This window comes from Mycolicibacterium monacense (assembly GCF_010731575.1).
GTDB classification, from domain to species: Bacteria; Actinomycetota; Actinomycetes; order Mycobacteriales; family Mycobacteriaceae; genus Mycobacterium; species Mycobacterium monacense.
The window spans coordinates 1,867,901-1,887,537 of record NZ_AP022617.1 but is presented as its reverse complement, the minus strand read 5'-3'; the positions used below and the strand labels follow the sequence as shown (position 1 = coordinate 1,887,537).

The following is a 19,637-nucleotide window of genomic DNA, read 5'->3' as shown; positions in this document are numbered from 1 at the left end:
TCACTGGAATCGTTGACACCCGCCGCACCGGGACTGTTCTATGACAGTCGTGACCTACGACACGATCATCGCCAACGGCCGCTGGTTCGATGGCACAGGGGCGCCGTCGGCGATCCGCAACATCGGCATCCGCGACGGCCATGTCGTCACCGTCACGCAGGAGGAGCTCGACGCCGCGGGCTGCCCCCAGATCATCGACGCCGCCGGCAAGTGGGTGATCCCCGGCATGCTCGACATCCACACCCACTACGACATCGAAGTGCTCGAGGGGCCGGCGCTCACGGAGTCCCTGCGTCACGGCGTGACGACGGTGATGCTGGGGTCGTGTTCGCTGTCGACCATCCACGTCGACGGCACCGACGCCGGCGACCTGTTCGGCCGCGTCGAGGCGATCCCGCGTGAGCATGTCATCGCCGCGGTGGACCGGCACAAGACCTGGACGACGTGTGAGGAATACGTGAGCGCGCTCGAGTCCCGGCCGCTCGGCCCGAACGTGTGCGCGTTCATCGGGCACAGCGACATGCGGACTGCCGTCATGGGTCTCGACCGCGCCACCCGTGGGACCGAACGCCCGACGCGCGGCGAACAGGCCCGGCTGGAGGAGATGCTCGAGGAGGCGCTGGTTGCCGGATTCGTCGGGATGTCGTCGCAACAGCTGCTGTTCGACAAGGTCGACGGCGACACGTGCCGTTCGCGCACCCTGCCCTCGACCTACGCCAAACCTCGCGAACTGCGCCGCCTCAAAGCGCTGTTGCGGCGCAGCGGACGGGTCCTGCAGTCCGCGCCCGACATCGCGAACCCGCTGAACCTCGGCTCTCAGGTGGCCCAGTCCCTCGGCGTCTTCCGCAATCCGCTGAAGACCAGCCTGCTCTCGGCCGCCGACGTGAAGTCGAACCCGTACGCGATCAAGATCCTCGGCCCGGTCGCCCGCGCGGCCAACCGGCTCGGCGGGAACTTCCGCTGGCAGCATCTGCCCGTACCGTTCGAGGTGTACGCCGACGGCATCGATCTGGTCGTATTCGAGGAATTCGGATCCGGTGCGGCCGCACTGCACCTGCGCGACGAGGTCGAGCGCAATGCGTTGATGCGCGACGAGGCCTACCGCCGTCGCTTCCGCAAGGACTACGAGAACAAGATGGGCGTGCGGGTGTGGCAGCGCGACTTCTTCGATGCCGAGATCGTCGAGTGCCCCGACGCCTCGATCGTCGGCAGATCGTTCGGCGAGGTCGGCGTGGAGCGCGGCCTGCACCCCGTCGACGCCTTCCTCGACCTGGTACTCGAGTACGGGCGTGAACTGCGTTGGCGGACCACGATTTCCAATCACCGGCCCGATGTCCTCAAGAAGCTGGCCCGCGAACCCGGTATCCAGATGGGCTTTTCCGACGCCGGCGCCCACCTGCGCAACATGGCGTTCTACAACATGGGTCTGCGCCTCCTGCGCCATGTGTACGACGCGCAGCAGGCCGGCCGGCCGTTCATGAGCGTCGAGCAGGCGGTGCACCGGCTCACCGGCGAACTCGCCGATTGGTACCGCCTCGACGCCGGCCACCTGCGGGTCGGCGACCGGGCCGACCTCGTGGTGATCGATCCGGCACACCTGGACGCCAGCCTCGACGACTACGCCGAGGACCGCGTCGACTTCTACGGCGGGCTCGAGCGCATGGTCAACCGCAACGACAGCACGGTCAGCGCCGTCCTGGTCAGCGGGCACACGGTGTTCCGCGACGGCTCCCCGACCGGACTGGTCGGCAAGCAGCGCACCGGGCGGTTCCTGCGCGCCGCCCACCGCGCGCCCGCCGTACCCGCCTCGACGACGGAGTTCGCCAGTGTCAGTTGACGATACGGTGCTCGGGCTGTGGAAGGCGTTGTCCGCCCGGGACTGGGACGCGGTGAAGACCCATCTGAGCGACGACTGCATCTACGCCGACATGCCCCTGGGCCCGGCGCTGGCCGCACGCGGTCCCGAGGACATCGTCAAGCGGCTCAAGGTCGGCCTCGAACCCCTGGCCGGCTACGAGAACCACGACGGACTACTCGTCACCAACTGCGCCGACGTCATGTACGAGCACTCCGAGACGTGGGAGTGGCCGACCGGCGAGACCGCCGTACTGCGCTTCGTCACCGTCCACCGCGTCGAGAACGGCAAGATCACGCTGTGGAAGGACTACTGGGACATGTCGGGGCTGACCGCCACCGCACCGCCCACCTGGCTCGAAGACCTCGCCACGGCAGACACCTCCTGGGTCTTCGACGCGACCGGCATGATCTGAACGAACGGTCATACACTCCAGGCCATCCGGAACTTGTCTGCCTGCTCCTCCGGCGACAACGCACCGAAGTGTTCGGCCTCGTAGCGCCGCACCGCGACCACGGCGTCGACGACCTCGTCTCCGAGTATGCGCCGCATCGTCGCGGAACCTTCAAGAGCACGTAACGCGTCGAGCTGTCGGGCGGGTAACAACACCGTACCTGCTTGTGTCCGTTGGGCTTCGGTGAGCGACGCCGGATCCACGCCGGTCTCCGGCGGCAGCGTCGCCTCGCGTTCGACACCGTCGAGTGCCAGTCCGAGGACGGCCGCCGTGGCGAGGTACGGGTTCGCCGACGGGTCGATCACCTTGACCTCGACATTGCCGCCGTACACGTTGCCCTGACAGCCCTGCAGGAACCGCACCGCCGCTTCGCGATTCTCGGTCCCCCAGCAGATGTAGGCGCCCGACCAATGGCCCGGCTGCATACGCAGACCGGACAGCAGCGACCCGCACAGCACCCCCTGCGCCTCCGGCAGCCCCGCGACCAGCCCGGCGACGGCGGACTCGCCCTCGGCTGTCATCCCGTGCGCACCCGACCCGTCGGAGAACAACGGGACGCCATCGCGCAACAACGAGAAGTGCTGGTGCGCACCGTTTCCGACACTACCGGCGAACGGGACGGGCGACAGGCTGACCCGCAGACCGTGCCGGCGGGCCACCCGGCCGACGATGATCCGCATCAACACCAGCAGGTCGGCCGCATCCACCGGCGGCATCGGTGGCAGCGAGATCTCGAACTGATTGGCCCCGTACTCGGGATGGAACTGTTCGATCGGCACCCCCGAGCTGTTCGCCGCATCGGTGACGTCGCGGACGAAGCCTTCGTACTCGAGCACCCCGGCGAGGCCGTACTGCGCCCACAGTGTCGACGGCAACCGGCTGCCGTCCGGCGCGACGAGGACGAACTCCATCTCGTGGCCGACCGAGGCGGTCAACCCGGCCGCGGCCAACCGGTCCTCCACACGGCGCAGGGCACCGCGGCTGCAGTACGGATCGGGTCCGCCGGCCTGATCGAAGAATCCGCCCGGGGCCCAGGCCAACCCGTCACCCAGGATGCGCAGCGCGCCGAGGTCGATGCGGATCCGCTGGTCGCCGACGACGCTGATGGCGTCGCCGAACACGATGCCGGCCTGGTCGATGGTGAAGGCGTGCCACACCGGACTCGCCCCGAGGCCGGGGTCGGCGAAGGTGCCCATCCGGCGCAGGGGCACCGTCTTGGCGTGGGTCAGCCCCGCCGGGTTGACGACCGTCCCGATGAGGGTCGCGACGCCGTCGGACTCGAGCTGCGCGATAGCGGCTGCGGCGAGGGGTTTGGCTGCCATGAAACCATTGTTCACCTCGTGGCCACCCGCAGGCGTCCCGAATCTACAGAGTGATCTTGCAGCTCTGCCCGATGTCGAGTGTCCGCAGGACTCGACCCATCCCGACCCACATGGCGCACGACAGCGCGAGGTCGGTGATCAGATCGGCGTCGAAGTGCTCGGCCGCGCGTGCCCAGAAGTCGTCGTCCTCGCGCAGGCCGATGTGATCGGTGGCGAACCGGTGGGCGAACTCCGCGGCGATGCGTTCGGCAGGGCTGTACCCCGGCCAGGTGCGCCACTGGTCGCTGTAGCGGTAGAGATCCTCGTCGACGCCTGCCGCCTCACCGTCGGAGTCACGGGTGTTCTGGCACACCACACACTCGTTCGCGTTGGCGATGACGACCCGCGCCAGTTCCCGCACCCGCAACGGCAGGCGGCCCTTGGTGTAGACGGCCTGGCTGAAGGCGGCCATCGCCGCGCCGAGATCGGGTGAACGAACCGCGAAGGCCGTCACGTCATCGTCGGCGAAGTCCCGGGCGGCGTCTCCGATTCGGCTCATGGCCGCATGCTACGCGCAGGCCGGGATCACTGAGCGCGTTCGAGTTCGTCGTCCCAATCCCAGTCGCGCTGTACGAGCATGCGGTGGGTGATCCGTTCCAGCGCCGCCTCCACCTGCAACCGGTCGGGCCGTCCCTCGAATGTGGGTGACTGCGCGAGCTTGTCGACGATCATGCCGACGAACGCCGACGACACGGCATCGACCTGGCGGACTCCGGATTGACTCAGCCACAGCAGATCCCCGGTCCGCACGGCGTACCCGCCGGCCACCAGATCGTCGAAGACCGGTTCGACCACCTCGCACGGGATGCGCAGCCGGTCGGCGATCTCGCTCAACCGGGCAGAACCGAAAACCTGGTTGTGGCGGTAGATCTGCAGCAGCGCCCACAGCCGCGCGACGTCGAGTTCGCAGCCCGGCCGCCCGGCCACCGACCGCAACCGGATGTCGGGCGAGTGGCGCAGCATCCGGCCCACCGCGGATTCGAGCATCTGCTCGGGGGATTCGGCACCCGGCATCGCGAACCCCTCGCCGAGATCCACGGCGGTGCCGGTCTCCATCTCCCGCAGCGGCACCTCTTTGAGCAGCAGCGCCACCAGGAATCCGACGGCCGCGATCGGGGCGGCGCACAAGAACACCAGACCGAGCGAATCGGCGTAGGCGTCGACGATCGGTGCAGCGACATCGGGTGCCAGGCGGTGCAGAGCCTGGGGGGACTCGGCGGCGACCGGGGGCGCACCGCTGCTCAGCAGTGCCGCGCCGATCCGGTCGTCGAGGAAGTTGGCGAACAGCGACCCGAAGATGGCCGCACCGAACGAGCTGCCGATGGTGCGGAAGAACGTCACACCGGAGGTGGCGACGCCGAGGTCTTCGAAGGTGGCGGTGTTCTGCACGGTGAGCACGAGCACCTGCATGCACAACCCGATTCCGGTGCCGAGGATGAAGAGGTACAGCGACTGCTGCAGCAGGTGCGTCGTGGCGTCCATCCGGGACAGCAGGACGAATGCGACCGTCATGATCGCGGTGCCCAGGACGGGGAAGATCTTGTACCGCCCGGTGCGGCCGACGATGGCCCCGCTGCCCGTCGAGGTGATGAGCAGACCCGCCACCATCGGCAGCGTGCGCAACCCCGATTCGGTGGCCGAGACGCCGTCGACGAATTGCATGAAGGTGGGCAGGAAGGTCAGCGCCCCGAGCATCGCGAAGCCGACGATGAACGACAGGATGCAGCAGACCGTGAACACGGGGCTGGCGAACAACCGCATCGGCAGGATCGGTTCGGCAGCGCGTCGCTCGACCTGGATGAACACCGCCAGCGCCAGCGCGGAGGCGACGAACAGGCCGATGATGACCGGCGACGTCCAGGCGTACTCCGCCCCGCCCCAGCTCGTCGCCAATGTCAGGCCGGAGGCGCCAAGGCCGACGAAGACGATGCCTGCGTAGTCGATCTTGGCCCGGCCGACCCGGCTCAGCGCGGGGATTGCCGCGGCGGCCACGAAGAACACCACGATGCCCACCGGCACGTTGATCCAGAACGCCCAGCGCCAGCTCAGGTGGTCGGTGAAGAAGCCGCCCAGCAGCGGGCCGATGACGGTGGTGACACCGAAGACGGCGCCCAGCGCACCCTGGTAGCGGCCGCGGTCCCGCAGCGGGATGACCTCGCCGATGAGCGCCATGGCGGTCACCATGAGCGCGCCGCCGCCGACACCCTGCAGCGCGCGTGCAGCCACCAGCATGCCCATCGAACCCGCGAGCCCGCACAGCACCGAACCGGCGAGGAAGAACACCACCGCCGCCTGGAAGACGGTCTTGCGGCCGAACATGTCGCCGAGCTTGCCGACGATCGCGGTGACGATCGTCGAGGCCAGCAGGTAGCTCGTCACCACCCAGCTCTGGTGCCCGGCACCGCCGAGATCGGCCACGACGGTCGGAAGCGCCGTCGCGACGATCGTCTGGTCGAGCGCGGCGAGCAGCATCCCGAGCAGCACCGCGACGAAGATCAGGTTGCGCCGCTGCGGGCTGATCAACGCGCTGCCGGCCTCCGGCGGTGCTGCGGTGGGTGCGGGTGAACTCGCCATGCGTACCTTCCGTCGATGCCGAAACCTACATCGTTAGCCTGGCTATAAAACCTGACTTGGCTCACTTTTCGGGTTCGGGCCTGACTGCAGCGTTCTGACCTGCGGTTCTAGTTGTAGATCGGCCGGAATTTGCACACTAAAGTGTGGTCGTAGGCTGCGCTGGTGGCCTACATCCGGACCGTGAAGACCGCCTCGGGGGCGACTGCAGTGCAGATCGTGTGGTCCTGGCGGCGGGGGTCACGCTCGATCGAGCACATCGGATCGGCCCACGATGATGTTGAGCTCGCGGCATTGAAGTCCGCTGCGGCCGCCCGCTTGGCGGCCGGACAAACTGAACTCGACTTGGGCCTGTCTGGTGGCCTCGAGCCGGGGACGCTGCCGATCACCTCCTCGCAGATGACGCATCTGTGGGGCGGCCTGTGCGCCGCCTACCGTGCACTGGGATTCGAAGCGGTCACCCAGGGCGACAACGTGTTTCGCGATCTCGTACTTGCCCGGATCATCGAGCCGACCAGCAAGATCGACACCGCACGGGTGTTGAGCGAAGTCGGCGTCGACGCGGCCTCCTATGCCACCCTCAAGCGTCGGCTGCCGATCTATGCCACACCCGCCTGGCGGCAATCCCTGGCTGCGGCAACAGCACGGCATGCCCGGCTGGGGCCGGCCTCACTAGTGCTCTACGACGTGTCGACGCTGTACTTCGAGACCGATACCGGTGACGGATTCCGCGAACCTGGGTTCTCCAAGGAACGCCGGTTGGAACCGCAGATCACCCTCGGGTTGCTCACCGACGCCTCGGGGTTCCCGCTCACGGTAGAGGCCTTCGAGGGCAACCGGGCCGAGACCGCCACCATGCTTCCAGTCATCAACGCGTTCAAGGCCGCCCACCAGTTGAGCGATGTCACCGTCGTCGCCGATGCCGGGATGATCTCCGAATCCAACCAGGTCGCCCTGCAAGCCGCGGGGTTGTCATTCATCCTGGGCACCCGGATTCCGTTCCTGCCCGATGTGGTCCGCGAATGGCGCGATCAACACCCCGACGAGGCCGTTCCTGATCAGCTGGTGTTGACCCAGCCCTGGCCGGCCAGCAGCTCGGAGAAGACTCGCGGCATCCCCGATCGCGTCGTCTACTACCAGTACCGCAATGACCGGGCCCGGCGCACCCTGCGCGGCATCGATGAGCAGGTCGCCAAGGCCCAGAAGGCTGTCGATGGTCATGCTCCGGTCAAGCGCAACCGGTTCATCAAGCTCACCGGTGCCACCAAGACGGTCAACCGCGAGTTGGAAGCCAAGAACCGCGCTCTGGCCGGCTGGAAGGGCTACACCACCAACCTGGTCGACCAGCCCGCTGACTTCGTCATCGGCGCCTACCACCAGCTCTGGCGCATCGAGAAGAGCTTCCGGATGTCCAAGCACGACCTGGCCGCCCGCCCGATCTACCATCACCTGCGCGAGTCGATCGAGGCCCACCTGAGCATCGTGGTCGCCGCCATGGCCGTCAGCCACTACATCGAAACCCAAACCGGTTGGAGCATCAAGAAGTTCGTGCGTACCGCCCGCCGCTACCGCACCGTCCAGATCAAAGCAGGCCGCCAGCTCCTCACGGCCGCCGATCCGTTGCCCGACGAGCTCCGCGTGGCCCTCGCCAAAATCAGTGCCCCGACTTGAACACTAAATTGAGCCAACTCGGGTACCTTCCGTCGATGCCGAAACCTACATCGTTAGCCTGGCTATAAAAGTTACGGCGACCCGTTTTGATTCCGGAGGACCCCCGGACACGAAACGACCCGCGCCTCCGGTTACCCCGGAACGGCGCGGGTCAGTCAGTCGGTACGGCGGCTCGCCGTCAGTGCGGCGGGCGCGACACGCACTGTGCCGCGTAGAGCTGCTCGCCGAGCTTGTCCATCAGCTCGAGCTGCGTCTCGAGGTAGTCGATGTGCTTCTCCTCGTCGGCGAGGATGGTCTCGAACAGGTTGGCGCTGGTCGCATCGCCCTTCTCGCGGCACATGATGATGCCGGGCTTGAGCCGGCCGACCACCTCGTATTCGATCGCGAGATCGGCCTCGAATTGTTCGCGAAGCGTCTGACCCACGCGCAGTGAAAAAAGACGTTGGTAATTCGGAAGGCCGTCCAACAACAGAATTCGATCGGTGATGGCCTCCGCGTGACGCATTTCGTCGAACGATTCATCGCGGGTGTGACTCGCCAATTCCGTGAAGCCCCAGTTCTCTTGCATCTTGGAATGCAGGAAATACTGGTTGATCGCCGTCAATTCGCTTGTCAGTTGCTCGTTGAGCAATTTCAGGACATCGGGATCGCCTTGCATGGACCTCTCCTAGAGACTGTGTGGCCGCTCGGTCTCGCTGTTTGCCGTACCCCTGCAATCTAGCGTCAACCAGGGGGGTAGGCGACCCATTTGACTTGATAGCGGCGTGTTTTCGCAGTGCGGTCGCGCAGTCGGGGGTTGCCGGGCGCATCGCGTGCCGGGTTCTCTGGACTGGCTGCCCTAAGTAAGGTTAGACTCCACTAACATGCAGACGCGGACCTCTGGCAGGCGGGAATCGATGGGTGAGTATGACCTTCACTCATTCATTCTCGCGTGCGATTTCCGCGTGGACGATCCCGAGCGGATGTGGGCATGGCTTCAGACGAAGAAAGCCGGTTTGAGTTCGATAGGCGCACACCACGTGGTGGTCTACAAATCCATTTGGGAGCCCGGCCGGATATTGACAACCATCGGCATCCGCCATCCACGATCCATTCGGGAGGTCCTGCGTTCGCCGGCGATATTCGAATGGTTCGACATCGCGGGGGTCGACGACATCCCACCGGTGTTCGGCGGTGAGGTCGTCGAGAAGATCGACCTGGACGGCCCGTCCTCGGAACGCCACGTCGCCGGGGTCATCGTCGGCGCGATGGCCGCCGTCGACGACGTGGAGGCGCTGATGATCAAGGTGCACGACGGGCTCGACCGGTTCCGCGAGGCCGGCGTCCGCAAGGTGTGGGTCTACCAGGCCCTCGACGACGGGCAGGAAGTCATGATCCTGCAGGAGATCGACGACGAGCGCAGCGCCCGGCAGTGGATCGACCACCCGGACGCCTCCGCCGAATGGATGTCGAGGGCCGGCCTCGGCGCCTACCCCACCCTGTTCGTGGGCAAGCTCGCCCACGTCATGGCCGTGGACGACGAGGGATAGCGGGGTCCGCAGTGTTCGTCTGCCTGTGCATGGGAGTCACCAGCCACGTCGTCAACGACGTGGTCGCCGCGGGCGCTTCGACATCCAAGGAGATCGCGGAGGCCTGCGGTGCGGGCAGCGAGTGCGGCCGCTGCCGACGCACCCTGCGGGCGATCATCGAGGCACACAACGTCAACGGCTGCCCGGCCAACTACAACGGTTGCCCGTCGCGGCTGCCGGCGAACTAGGGAATCAGCTCGCCCCGCGCTCCGCGAAGGCGGCCAGCGCATCGGTGTTGGCCGCACCACCGAGGAGCACCTCGAATTTGGCGTATTCGCGGGTGAGCGCGGCCTTCACCTCGGCACGCGTCGGCTCCACGATGGTCTCCTTGACCGCCATCAGGCTCGGGATGGGCCGGGAGGCGAGGACGGCGGCGTGCCTGCGGGCCTCGGCCATCAGATCGTCCGGCTCGCACACCTGCCAGGCGATCCCCATGCGCTGCGCCTCGGCGGCCGACACCCATTCCGAGGACATCAGCATCCACGCCGCGTTCTGCCGGCCCATCAACTGCGGCAGCAGATAGCTCGATGCCGCCTCCGGTGCCACGCCCAGGCTGGTGAACGGACACTTCAACCGCGCCGTCGTCGCCATGAACACCAGATCGGCGTAGCCGAGGATCGTGGTCCCGATGCCCACCGCGAGCCCGTTCACCGCGCACACCAACGGTTTCCGGAGGTCGAGCAGCGCCTCCATGAGTCCGGGGAAGCCGTACTCCCCCGCCTTGAAATCCGGATCGGTCACGCGTGCGGCCATCTCGTGGAGGTCGTTCCCGGCGCTGAACGCGCGCCCGGCTCCGGTGAGCAGTACGACGGCCACCGCGGGATCGGCGTCGGCCTCCAGCAGCGCCACCGTGGTCGCGTCGTAGAGCGCCTCGTTGAACGCGTTGAGCGCCTCGGGCCGGTCGAGCGTGACGGTGCGCACCCCGTCGGCATCGTTGATCTGCAGGGTCACGGCAGCAGCGTACGTCAGCCGGCCACGAACGGACTGCGCATCACGTACCGACTGGTGGGCACCGTGTCGATGTCGCGGTTGGCGCCGAACGCCTCCGTGCTGGCCAGCATCTTCTGCATCCGGTCGGCCAGGTCGGCGTCGTCGACCGCACCGAAGAACGCGTGCAGATCCGACACCGCCGCAAGGGGAAACAGCTCCTCGACGATCGCGGCTATCACCGGTGCGTCGTCGGTCAGCGCGCGCACGACGGTGTTCTGGACATAACCGAACGTGGCCTGGGTGGCGATCGCCACGGGCGTGTGGTCGATCTGCCAGCGTGTCCGCCACGTCGGCTCGTCGAGGTGTTCCGGCCGTCGCAACAGCGCGATGTTCGCCAGCCCGTCGGTGCGCTCCCCCGGCGACGTGACCGGGCCCGGCATCGGCACCGATTCGGTGACCAGATATGCCGCCACCGCGTCACATTCGGGCGTCACCACCTCGACGGCACCGCGGACGTCGCCGCCGTAGGACTGCTGCGTCCACAGGCTCAGCACCGCCACCCCCGGCGGATCGAGGGTGGTGAGCGTCATCAGGGAATCCCGGACCGGCGCGTCGCGGACGTTGAGCGTGAGCCCAGGAACGCCGAGATCGAGGAGCCGGGGCGTCACCTCGGTGCGCAACCGGGTACACCAGTCCTCGTCGGCACCCGACGAACGCAGCAGCAGCATCACCTTCTCCACGCCTGCAACCTACTTACCTCGCTCCCACGCGCGAGTCACACCGGGCCGCCGGCGCCTCGGGGGGAGAATGATCGCGTGCACGTCGACAGCCGGATGATGGACACGGTTCGGCTGACCACGCCGGGAGTCGGTGCGGTCGTCCGCAGCCTCCTGGGCGCACTGGCGTTGACGGCGTTGGCGCTGTACGCGGTTTCGCCCACCGCGGCGATGTGGACGGCGGGAGCCGGCATCATCGCCGGCGCCATCGCGCTGCAGGACACCCCCGGGCGCCGGCTGCCCATCGTGGTCATCGCATCGGCCGAGGTGGGCGCGGCCGCGCTGCTGGGCTCGTTGAGCACCGAATACGACGCCTTGTTCGTCGTCGTGGTGGCGGGCTGGTGCTTCATGGCGGGAATGCAGTGGGCGCTTGGCGCCAACGCCGGTTTCGTCGCCGCCGCCGCGGCCGGTCTGCTGGTGATCACCCCGCAGGAGTCGATGTCGGTGGCGGCCGTGCTGGCCACGACCGCGTTGACGGTGGCCACCGGGCTGGTGCAGGCAGCGCTGGTCTGGTTGCGTCCGCCACAGCGGTGGCGTGCGCAGCAGCGCGCCCTCACCCGGGCACACCGGTCGCTGGCCCAGGACGCCAGGAAGCTGGCCGGTGACCCCGGCACACCGCTCGACCCGGCGCAGCTGACCTGGCTGCGCGAGGTGTTCTCCAACATCCCGCAGCATCAACGCCCCAAGGCCTATCAGCTCGGATACCAACTGCCCGAACGGATCGCCGCGACGCTGGTGGCGCTGCGCCGCACCGACGCGGATCTCACGGAGCTGTCCTCGGCCGCCGGAGAGTTCCTCGATGCGATCGCAGAGCACGGGGTCGCCGCCCACCGTGGAGCCGACCGTGCCCTGCACCGCGTCGATGCGGCCGCCGCGGCCGTCACCGGTCCTGGCGCCCCTGCCGCCCAACGCTTCTCCGAACAGTTGCACGAGGCGGCGGTGCTGCGTTTCGGCCGGCTGCGCGGACCGGATCTGAGGGGTTCGCTGTCCGGGTCGGCGAGCGTGTTGCGACGCCACCTGGCATCGACGTCGCCGGTGCTGCGGCATGCGATCCGCCTCGCCGCCGCCACCGCGGTCGCCGTGGCGGTGGCGCGATACTCCGACCTGCGTGAGCCCTACTGGATCGCATTGACCGTGCTGCTGGTCCTGCGGCCGGAGTCCGCGCACACCTACACCCGCTGCGCGGGGCGGCTGGCCGGAATCGCCGGGGGCATTCTGGTGGCGTCCGCGATCAGCGTGCTGTGGCCGCCGACGGGAATGGTCGCGGCGATCAGCGCGGCGGCGTTCATCGGGGTGGCCTACGCCGTATGGGGGTTCGGATACATCGCGGTCAGTGCGGCGCTGGCCGCGGCCGTGGTGTTCCTGATCGGGATCGCGGAGCCGGTGCAGGCCACCGCGGTGCTCCACCGCCTGTTGGCGGTCGCGATCGGTGGCGGGCTCGCGCTGATCACCCATGTGACGTTGCCCGACGACGCGCTGATCCGGTTGCGTCAGCGGGCCGGTGAGCTGCTGATGACCGAGATCGACTATGCGGCAATGGTGGTGCGGGCCTTCGTACACGAACTCGACCGGCCGGCGGATGCACTCGCCGCGGCGTGGCAGCGGGCCTACCGTGCCCGAGCGGCGTTCGAGGCGGCCTCGGGCGCCACCCGACTGCAGGATCCGATGCAGCGGCAGTGGTTGCGATCCCTTCGGACCGCGCTCAACGCGATCACCGGTGCGTGCACCACGATGGAGAGCAACCTGCCCACCCAACCGGTGCGGCTGAGCCCGGAGTTCGTCGCGGCGGTGGACGACTACGTCGACGCGCTGCGCGGGGCCCCGCCGAACCCGGCCGCGCTGTGGACCGTGGACCTGCCCGAGGTGATCGCGGCCGACCGCCGCGTCCGCGAGGTGGCGCACACGGTCACGGCCAGCAGCGGTGCCCGCGTGCTCGTCACCGAACTGGCCGCGATCACCCGCAGCCTGGCGGCGATCACGCCTCTTCCCGCGCCCACCTGGGCTTGATGAACACTCCCTCGGCCTCGACGGTCACCCCGTCCTCGTCCGCGAGATGACCGACGACGAAGGCCTTGATCCCCTCGACCCGCGCGATCTGCGCCTCCGCGTGCAACCGGCCGAGGCGCGTGGTGCGCAGATAGCGCATGGTGATCGTGCCGGTGAGCCGCGGCGTGCGCCGGTCGCTGGCGGCCTCACCCAGCACGTGATCGAGTACCAGTGCGGCCACCCCGCCGTGGACGTGACCCGGAGGACCTTCGTAGGCCGCGCCCAGGTCGAAATCGGTGGACACACGGTCGTTCTCGTCACGGTGGATCACCAGCGGGGGTGCGACCGGGTTGCGGATCCCGACCACGGGGTTGCCCCAGGGCATCTGATCGCCGTCGGAGGTGAACTGCACCCCGAAGGCGCCGTCGAGTTGCCTGCTGCGCAGGCGCGCGGTGACCGCGTCGATCTCGGCCCTGGCGGCCGCAACGGTCCCGGCGTCGGCCTGCGTGCGGATGGTGGCGTCGATCAACGCGCGTACCGACTCCGTCAGCGGTTCGTAGGTCTCCCGTAACCGGACGACATCCGCCGAGCTCAGACCCTCGATATGGGTGTACTCCAGCACCTCTGCACTAGAACACGTTCCAGCGGCCGGTGTCGAATCCCCTGGCGGCTTCGCCGTCATCGGCGTCACAGTCCGAGCCGCAGGGTGTCCGAAGGCACGGGCCGAGTTCGTGGTCACTTGTCTACGAACTCGCGTAGAGTTCTCCCTATGGCGGCACGGACTCACAGCGCGGATCCCCGCGCGGAACGGGTACGGGCGCGCCTTCGCGACGCCGCACTGACCCTCGTCGGGCAACGGCCCGTCGACGATCTGACCGTCGCCGACCTCGTCGCCTGCGCCGGAGTCAGCAGGCAGGCGTTCTACCAGCACTTCGACGATCGCGACGATGCGATCGCCACCGCGTTCACCGCCGCGTTCGCCGCCGCCGCCAGCGATCTCGACGGCGATGCGCGCACCCGCATCCTGCGGTTGTTCGACTTCGCCGCCGACCATCGCGCGATGTACCGCAACGTCGTCGGAAGCACGGTCACCCAACGGGTGGTGTCGGCGTTCCGCGCCGAACTGCTCCCCGCGTGTGCCGATATCGCCGAGGAGGCCGCACCGGCGCTCGGCCCGGTCGCCGCACTGTCGCCGGAACCGGTGAGCCGGTTCCTCGTCGGCGGGCTCCTGGAGGTGCTGCGGTCCTGGATGGAGGACCCGGACAGCGACGATCTGCACACCAGGGTGACCGCCGCGCTCGACACCGTGTACGCGCTCCTGAAACTCTGACCCCGAAAGGTCCTCTCCACCATGGCAAAACACGCCGCCGCACCTCGCCGGGAATCCGGCATGCGCACCCGTTTGGCCGCCACCGCCGCCGCGATGGCGGCGCTCGCGCTCTTCGTCGTCGCGATGATCGCCAGCTACTCCGGCGCCTTCGCCAACCCGACGCTGCGCCACCTCGACGTCGCGGTCGCCGCTCCCCCGCAGGTACTCGACGCGATCCGCGGGCAGGATGCGCTCGCGGTCACCGAGGCTCCCGATGCCTCGGCCGCGCGCGATCTGGTCTACCAACGCCGCGCCGACGCCGGGTTCGCAGTCGGCGCCAACCGTGACCTCACGATCTTCGTGGCAGGCGGGGGCGGGCGCAGTGTGGTGTCCGCCGCCGAATCCGTCGGCCGCGCCATCGCCACCGAAGCCGGGCTGACACCGGTGGTCGAAGACGTCGCGCCCACGTCAGCGGCCGACCCGTCGGGCACCGTCGAGTTCTACGCGGTGATCTTCCTGTCCATCGGCGCCTCGGTCGGCGCCACGATCCTGAGCCGGCTCATGGGCCCCGTGCGCACTCCACGCACCCTGGGCCTGCGCACCCTGAGCCTGGCGGGTTACTCGGCCCTGCTGGCGGCCGGGGTGACCGCCTACGTCGACGGCGGAATCGGTGCGCTCACCGGCCACACCTGGCAGCTGCTCGGTGCGCTGTGGCTGTACGCGATGGCGGTCGGTGGAGCGATCACCGGTGTGGCGGCGGCGTTGGGGACCGTGGCGTCGCTCGCACTGACGCTGTTCCTGGTGATCGTCGGCAACGCCGCGGCCGCCGGTCCGGTGGGCCGGCCGCTGCTGTCCGGCTTCTACCGCACGTTCACCCACATCGTTCCCCAGGGTTCGGGGGTGGATCTGCTGCGCAGCCTGCAGTACTTCGACGGCAACGGGGCGACGACCGCCGTGGTGACACTCGCGGTGTGGGCCGCGGCGGGTGCGGTGCTCGCCACGCTCGCCACCGTCGCCTCACGGGCATATCGTTCTCGCCATGACGGTTTCGCTCGGTCGTGACGTCGAACCGTACTACGACCTGGGGTCCTACCACCGCGCGGTCGAAACGCCGTCACCGCAAGCGCAGACCTGGTTCGACCGCGGCCTGATCTGGGCCTATGCGTTCAACCACGAGGAGGCGATCCGCTGTTTCGAGCGGGCGCTGGAACTCGACCCGGACCTGGCCGTCGCGCGCTGGGGCATCGCCTACTCCGTCGGCCCGAACTACAACAAGCCGTGGGAGGCATTCGATCCGGTCGACCTGGGCGCATCGCTGGCGCGGGCCCGGATGGAGCTGCGGCTCGCGCTGAACGGTCGCGCGTCGGCCGTCGAACGCGGCCTGATCGAGGCGCTGCAGGCCCGCTTCCCGGTCGACGACCCCGGGGCGCCCGAGGCGCTGCAGGACGGGCACCGGGTCTACGCCGACGCGATGGTGGAACTCGCCGCGGCCTACCCCGACGACGTCGACGTGCAGGCGCTGGCCGCCGATGCGCTGGTCAACATCACGGCCTGGGCGCTGTGGGACACCAGGACGGGCGAGCCGGCGCCGGGGTCGCGGGTGGTGGAGGCCAAGGGCATCCTCGACGCGGCGCTGGCCACCGACGCCGGACGCCGGCACCCGGGCGTGCTGCACCTGTACCTGCACACCATGGAGATGTCGGCGGCCCCCGAGGATGCGCTGCCCGCGGCCGACCTGCTGCGCGGGCTGGTGCCCGACGCCGGACACCTGCAGCACATGCCCAGCCACATCGACGTCCTCTGCGGGCAGTACCGGGCGTCGGTGACCGCCAATCTCGCTGCGGTCGAAGCGGACCGGCGGTTCGTGGAGCGGGCCGGACCGCTGAACTTCTACTCCCTCTACCGTGCGCACGATCTGCACTTCGTGGTGTATTCGGCGATGTTCGAAGGGTCGTCGGAGGTCGCCCTGCGCGCGGCCGACGAACTCGCAGGCCAACTGACGCCGGAACTGCTCGCCATCGAATCACCCCCGATGGCCGACTGGCTCGAGGCGTTCGTCCCACTGCGGGTGCACGTGCTGGTGCGGTTCGGCCGCTGGGACGACCTCATCGCCGAACCCCTGCCCGACGATCAGGTGCTCCACTGCACCACGACCGCGACCATCCACTACGGCCGTGGGGTCGCGCACGCCGCCAAGGGAAACCTCGACCAGGCCCGGGCCGAACGCGACGGCTTCGCCTCCGCCTACGTCCGCATCCCCGAGTCCCGCTACCTGTTCAACAACACCAGCCGCGACATCCTCGCGGTCGCCGAAGCGATGCTGGACGGTGAGATCGCCTACCGGGCAGGTCGATTCGAGGAGGCCTTCGAACACCTGCGGCGCGCGATCGAGCGGGACGACTCCCTGCCGTACGACGAACCGTGGGGCTGGATGCAACCGACCCGCCACGCCTACGGGGCGCTGCTGCTCGAACAGGGCCGCGTCGAGGATGCCGCCGCCGTGTACGCCGCCGACCTCGGCCTCGACCCGCAACTGGCCCGTTCGTCGCAGCATCCGGGCAACGTGTGGAGTCTGCACGGCTATCACGAATGCCTGCAGCGCCTCGGCCGGACCGCGGAGGCCGCCATCGTCGGTCAGCAGCTCAAGCTGGCGCGGGCGCGGGCCGACGTGCCGATCACGGCATCGTGCGCCTGCCGTCTCGACGTCGCCGACGACTGCTGTTCCGACTGACGGCCGGCGCCGCTGCGTAGACTCCGGCACGTGGCGATCAGCGACTCGGATCTCGAACACCTCCGCCGCTGTGTGGACCTCGCCCGCGAGGCGCTCGACGCCGGTGACGAACCGTTCGGCTCCCTCCTCGTCGACAGCGCAGGCCAGGTCCGCTTCGCCGACCACAACCGCGTCAGCGGCGGCGACCACACCCGTCACCCCGAGTTCGCCATCGCCAGGTGGGCGGCGGAGCACCTCGACCCCTCCGAGCGCGCCGCCGCGACCGTGTACACCTCGGGTGAGCACTGCCCGATGTGCGCCGCCGCCCACGCCTGGGTCGGCCTGGGCCGCATCGTCTACGCCACCTCGTCGGCGCAGCTGAGCCGATGGCTGGCCGAATGGGGCGCCCCGGCCCCGCCGGTGGCGACCCTGCCCGTCAACACCGTCGCACCCGGCGTGCCGGTGGACGGACCGGCGCCGGAACTGGCCGACGCCATGCAGGCGCTCTATCGGGAGAAGTTCGGCTCATGACAGAACCCGCGTGGGTGGCACACGTCATCTGGTGGCAGATCTACCCGCTGGGGTTCGTCGGCGCCTTCCCCGCCGATCCCCCACCCACACCCGACGAGCACCGGTTGCGGCGCATCGTGGACTGGCTCGACCACGCCATTGCGCTCGGCGCGTCCGGTCTGGCGCTGGGACCCGTATTCGCCTCGCGCACACACGGATACGACACCACCGACCACTACGCGATGGATCCGCGGCTCGGTGACGACGGCGACTTCGACGAACTGGTCGACCAGGCGCACCGGCGCGGTCTGCGGGTTCTGCTCGACGGCGTGTTCAACCACGTCGGCACCGACTTCCCCCGCTACCGCGAAGCACTCGACGGCGGACCCGAGCATCCCTCGTCGGCCTGGTTTCGGCGCCGGCGCAACGGCTTCGACACGTTCGAGGGCCACGGCGAGCTGATCGCGCTCAACCACCGCGAACCCGCCGTCGTCGACTACACCGTCGAGGTGATGTCGCACTGGCTCGCCCGTGGGGCCGACGGCTGGCGGCTCGACGCCGCATACGCCGTCCCGGACGGGTTCTGGTCCCAGGTGCTGCCGCGGGTGCGCGAGGCGCATCCCGACGCGTGGTTCGTCGGCGAGGTGATCCACGGTGACTACGCGGGCCGGGTGGCGGCCGGTTTCGACTCGGTCACCCAGTACGAGCTGTGGAAGGCGGTGTGGAGCAGCCTCAACGACGGCAACTTCCACGAACTCGACCACGCCTTGACCCGGCACGACGAGTTCGTCGCCACGTTCGTGCCGCTGACGTTCGTCGGCAACCACGACGTCACCCGCATCGCGAGCCGGATGGACGATCCCCGCCACCTCGAACACGCGCTGGTGCTGCTGTTCACGATCGGCGGGGTGCCGAGCGTCTACGCCGGTGACGAGCTCGGATACCGCGGCGTCAAGGAGGACCGGGCCGGCGGTGACGACGCGGTGCGACCTGAATTCGATTCGCCGCCAACCGAAGACAGCGATATCTTCCGGCTGCACAAGTACCTGATCGGACTGCGCCGCCGTCATCCGTGGCTGCACTGGGCGACGACCTCGGCGGTGCAGCTGACGAACCGGCAGTACGTCTACGAGACCCGCCACGGTGACGATGCGCTCGTGGTGGCACTCAACGTCGACGACACACCGCTGACGATCTCGCTCGGCGACACCGCGCTGCGCCGTGGCCGGGTGGTGGCCGGATCCGGGGCGCCACCCGCGGAGGAACTCGACCGGCTGACCGTGCCGCCGCACGGATGGGTGGTCGTCGCACCCGCTTGAGCGGTCACAGCCGCGAGACGGTCGCGGGGTCCGGTTCCCCGCCGTAGAACTTGTCGAGGACCGCGAGGAAATCGGCGTTGTCGTCGGCGCACCGGGCGAACAGCGTCATCGACGAGCGCAGCTTCAGATCGTCGGGTGAGCCGAACGCCTCACCGATGGACCGGCCCTCGATGGCGAGCACCAGGCGGGTGCACTCCCGCAGCCGCGGCCCCAGCACGTCGTGTGCCAGATAGGCGACGGCCTCCTCGTGTGAGGCGATGCCGTAGTGCTGTGCGGTCGGGCTGCGTCCCAGCCCGCGCAGCTGCGGGAAGATGAACCAGATCCAGTGCGTGCGTTTGCGTCCCGCGCGCAGTTCCGCGATCACGGTGTCGTACACGGGATCCTGGGCATCGACGAAGCGCTGCAGGTCGAAGGGGTCGGACGTGCTCACCACCTGGTGGTACCCGCCCCCTGCCCGTGTCATGCGCACGCCGCGCGCGACTTCGTAACGGGCCGAGTCGCAATCGTTAGCCAACCGCGATCACGCGCCACCGTGTTGGTGCGGCTGTGACGGATGGGGCGCGTGTTTCATGAGTCTCGATAAGCGACGGCACTGCTTGTGGCATGCGAAGAAAGGT

Annotated in this window: 19 protein-coding genes; 11 read left to right on the top strand and 8 right to left on the bottom strand. The window is 68.6% G+C overall.

Features of this window, described 5'->3' with window-relative positions; all coding sequences use genetic code 11:
* Positions 1-40 precede the first annotated feature (40 nt).
* Together G6N49_RS08905 and G6N49_RS08900 are read left to right on the top strand one after the other, a co-directional pair.
* Positions 41-1,837, top strand: coding sequence for an N-acyl-D-amino-acid deacylase family protein (locus G6N49_RS08905; protein WP_083045276.1), 1,797 nt, complete (start codon positions 41-43; stop codon positions 1,835-1,837).
* On the top strand, positions 1,827-2,270 hold the full coding sequence (locus G6N49_RS08900; protein WP_011560146.1) for a nuclear transport factor 2 family protein: 444 nt from the start codon (positions 1,827-1,829) through the stop codon (positions 2,268-2,270). Before G6N49_RS08905 ends, G6N49_RS08900 begins: the two co-directional genes overlap by 11 nt.
* An 8-nt stretch (positions 2,271-2,278) precedes the next feature.
* On the opposite strand, the gene G6N49_RS08895 is transcribed toward G6N49_RS08900, so the two are convergent.
* From G6N49_RS08895 to G6N49_RS08885, 3 genes are read right to left on the bottom strand one after another with little or no spacing between them, the layout of a single operon-like run.
* Entirely contained in the window at positions 2,279-3,631 is a 1,353-nt protein-coding gene (locus G6N49_RS08895) for a type I glutamate--ammonia ligase (RefSeq protein ID WP_011855785.1), read from the bottom strand.
* Positions 3,632-3,674: 43 nt separating this feature from the next.
* Positions 3,675-4,169 carry a carboxymuconolactone decarboxylase family protein gene (locus G6N49_RS08890; protein WP_011560148.1) on the bottom strand — a complete coding sequence of 165 codons (495 nt, stop codon included), beginning with the start codon at positions 4,167-4,169 and terminating at the stop codon, positions 3,675-3,677.
* Between the two features lie 26 nt (positions 4,170-4,195).
* Entirely contained in the window at positions 4,196-6,244 is a 2,049-nt protein-coding gene (locus G6N49_RS08885; RefSeq protein ID WP_011855786.1) for an MDR family MFS transporter, read from the bottom strand.
* A 162-nt stretch (positions 6,245-6,406) separates the two neighbouring features.
* Here G6N49_RS08885 and G6N49_RS08880 point away from each other — a divergent pair, with 162 nt between their 5' ends.
* Positions 6,407-7,912: an IS1634 family transposase gene (locus tag G6N49_RS08880; RefSeq protein ID WP_083045275.1), complete on the top strand. Its 1,506-nt coding sequence runs from the start codon at positions 6,407-6,409 to the stop codon at positions 7,910-7,912.
* Between the two features lie 178 nt (positions 7,913-8,090).
* On the opposite strand, the gene bfr is transcribed toward G6N49_RS08880, so the two are convergent.
* Positions 8,091-8,570: a bacterioferritin gene (gene bfr / locus G6N49_RS08875; protein ID WP_011560150.1), complete on the bottom strand. Its 480-nt coding sequence runs from the start codon at positions 8,568-8,570 to the stop codon at positions 8,091-8,093.
* 238 nt (positions 8,571-8,808) lie between these two features.
* On the opposite strand from bfr, the gene G6N49_RS08870 reads away from it, so the two are divergent.
* Both G6N49_RS08870 and G6N49_RS08865 read left to right on the top strand, forming a co-directional pair.
* A complete protein-coding gene (locus G6N49_RS08870) occupies positions 8,809-9,441 on the top strand; it encodes a hypothetical protein (RefSeq protein WP_011560151.1) in 633 nt (210 codons plus the stop codon).
* Between the two features lie 11 nt (positions 9,442-9,452).
* On the top strand, positions 9,453-9,668 hold the full coding sequence (locus G6N49_RS08865) for a (2Fe-2S)-binding protein (protein WP_011560152.1): 216 nt from the start codon (positions 9,453-9,455) through the stop codon (positions 9,666-9,668).
* 4 nt (positions 9,669-9,672) lie between these two features.
* Here the strand turns inward: G6N49_RS08865 and G6N49_RS08860 are convergent, their stop codons facing one another.
* Together G6N49_RS08860 and G6N49_RS08855 are read right to left on the bottom strand one after the other, a co-directional pair.
* Complete coding sequence (locus tag G6N49_RS08860) at positions 9,673-10,431, bottom strand: enoyl-CoA hydratase/isomerase family protein (protein ID WP_011855787.1); 759 nt, start codon at positions 10,429-10,431, stop codon at positions 9,673-9,675.
* Positions 10,432-10,445: 14 nt separating this feature from the next.
* Positions 10,446-11,150 carry an EthD domain-containing protein gene (locus G6N49_RS08855; protein ID WP_011855788.1) on the bottom strand — a complete coding sequence of 235 codons (705 nt, stop codon included), beginning with the start codon at positions 11,148-11,150 and terminating at the stop codon, positions 10,446-10,448.
* Between the two features lie 93 nt (positions 11,151-11,243).
* Here G6N49_RS08855 and G6N49_RS08850 point away from each other — a divergent pair, with 93 nt between their 5' ends.
* A complete protein-coding gene (locus G6N49_RS08850; protein ID WP_083045282.1) occupies positions 11,244-13,193 on the top strand; it encodes an FUSC family protein in 1,950 nt (649 codons plus the stop codon).
* On the opposite strand, the gene G6N49_RS08845 is transcribed toward G6N49_RS08850, so the two are convergent.
* Positions 13,162-13,794, bottom strand: coding sequence for a PaaI family thioesterase (locus G6N49_RS08845; RefSeq protein WP_011855789.1), 633 nt, complete (start codon positions 13,792-13,794; stop codon positions 13,162-13,164). The two genes, G6N49_RS08850 and G6N49_RS08845, sit on opposite strands and share 32 nt — an antisense overlap.
* 147 nt (positions 13,795-13,941) lie before the next feature.
* Here G6N49_RS08845 and G6N49_RS08840 point away from each other — a divergent pair, with 147 nt between their 5' ends.
* From G6N49_RS08840 to G6N49_RS08820, 5 genes are read left to right on the top strand one after another with little or no spacing between them, the layout of a single operon-like run.
* Entirely contained in the window at positions 13,942-14,502 is a 561-nt protein-coding gene (locus G6N49_RS08840; RefSeq protein ID WP_011560160.1) for a TetR/AcrR family transcriptional regulator, read from the top strand.
* 21 nt (positions 14,503-14,523) lie between these two features.
* Positions 14,524-15,543: an ABC-2 transporter permease gene (locus G6N49_RS08835; protein ID WP_011855790.1), complete on the top strand. Its 1,020-nt coding sequence runs from the start codon at positions 14,524-14,526 to the stop codon at positions 15,541-15,543.
* On the top strand, positions 15,521-17,212 hold the full coding sequence (locus G6N49_RS08830; protein WP_011560162.1) for a tetratricopeptide repeat protein: 1,692 nt from the start codon (positions 15,521-15,523) through the stop codon (positions 17,210-17,212). Before G6N49_RS08835 ends, G6N49_RS08830 begins: the two co-directional genes overlap by 23 nt.
* A 30-nt stretch (positions 17,213-17,242) precedes the next feature.
* The gene (locus G6N49_RS08825; RefSeq protein WP_011560163.1) at positions 17,243-17,722 is read left to right on the top strand and encodes a nucleoside deaminase; all 480 of its coding nucleotides are present in this window, start codon (positions 17,243-17,245) and stop codon (positions 17,720-17,722) included.
* Positions 17,719-19,020 carry an alpha-amylase family glycosyl hydrolase gene (locus G6N49_RS08820; protein ID WP_083045274.1) on the top strand — a complete coding sequence of 434 codons (1,302 nt, stop codon included), beginning with the start codon at positions 17,719-17,721 and terminating at the stop codon, positions 19,018-19,020. The genes G6N49_RS08825 and G6N49_RS08820 overlap by 4 nt, the downstream gene beginning before the upstream one ends.
* Positions 19,021-19,024: 4 nt before the next feature.
* Here G6N49_RS08820 and G6N49_RS08815 read toward each other — a convergent pair whose 3' ends face one another.
* The gene (locus G6N49_RS08815; RefSeq protein ID WP_041925307.1) at positions 19,025-19,453 is read right to left on the bottom strand and encodes a DUF1810 domain-containing protein; all 429 of its coding nucleotides are present in this window, start codon (positions 19,451-19,453) and stop codon (positions 19,025-19,027) included.
* Positions 19,454-19,637 lie beyond the last annotated feature (184 nt).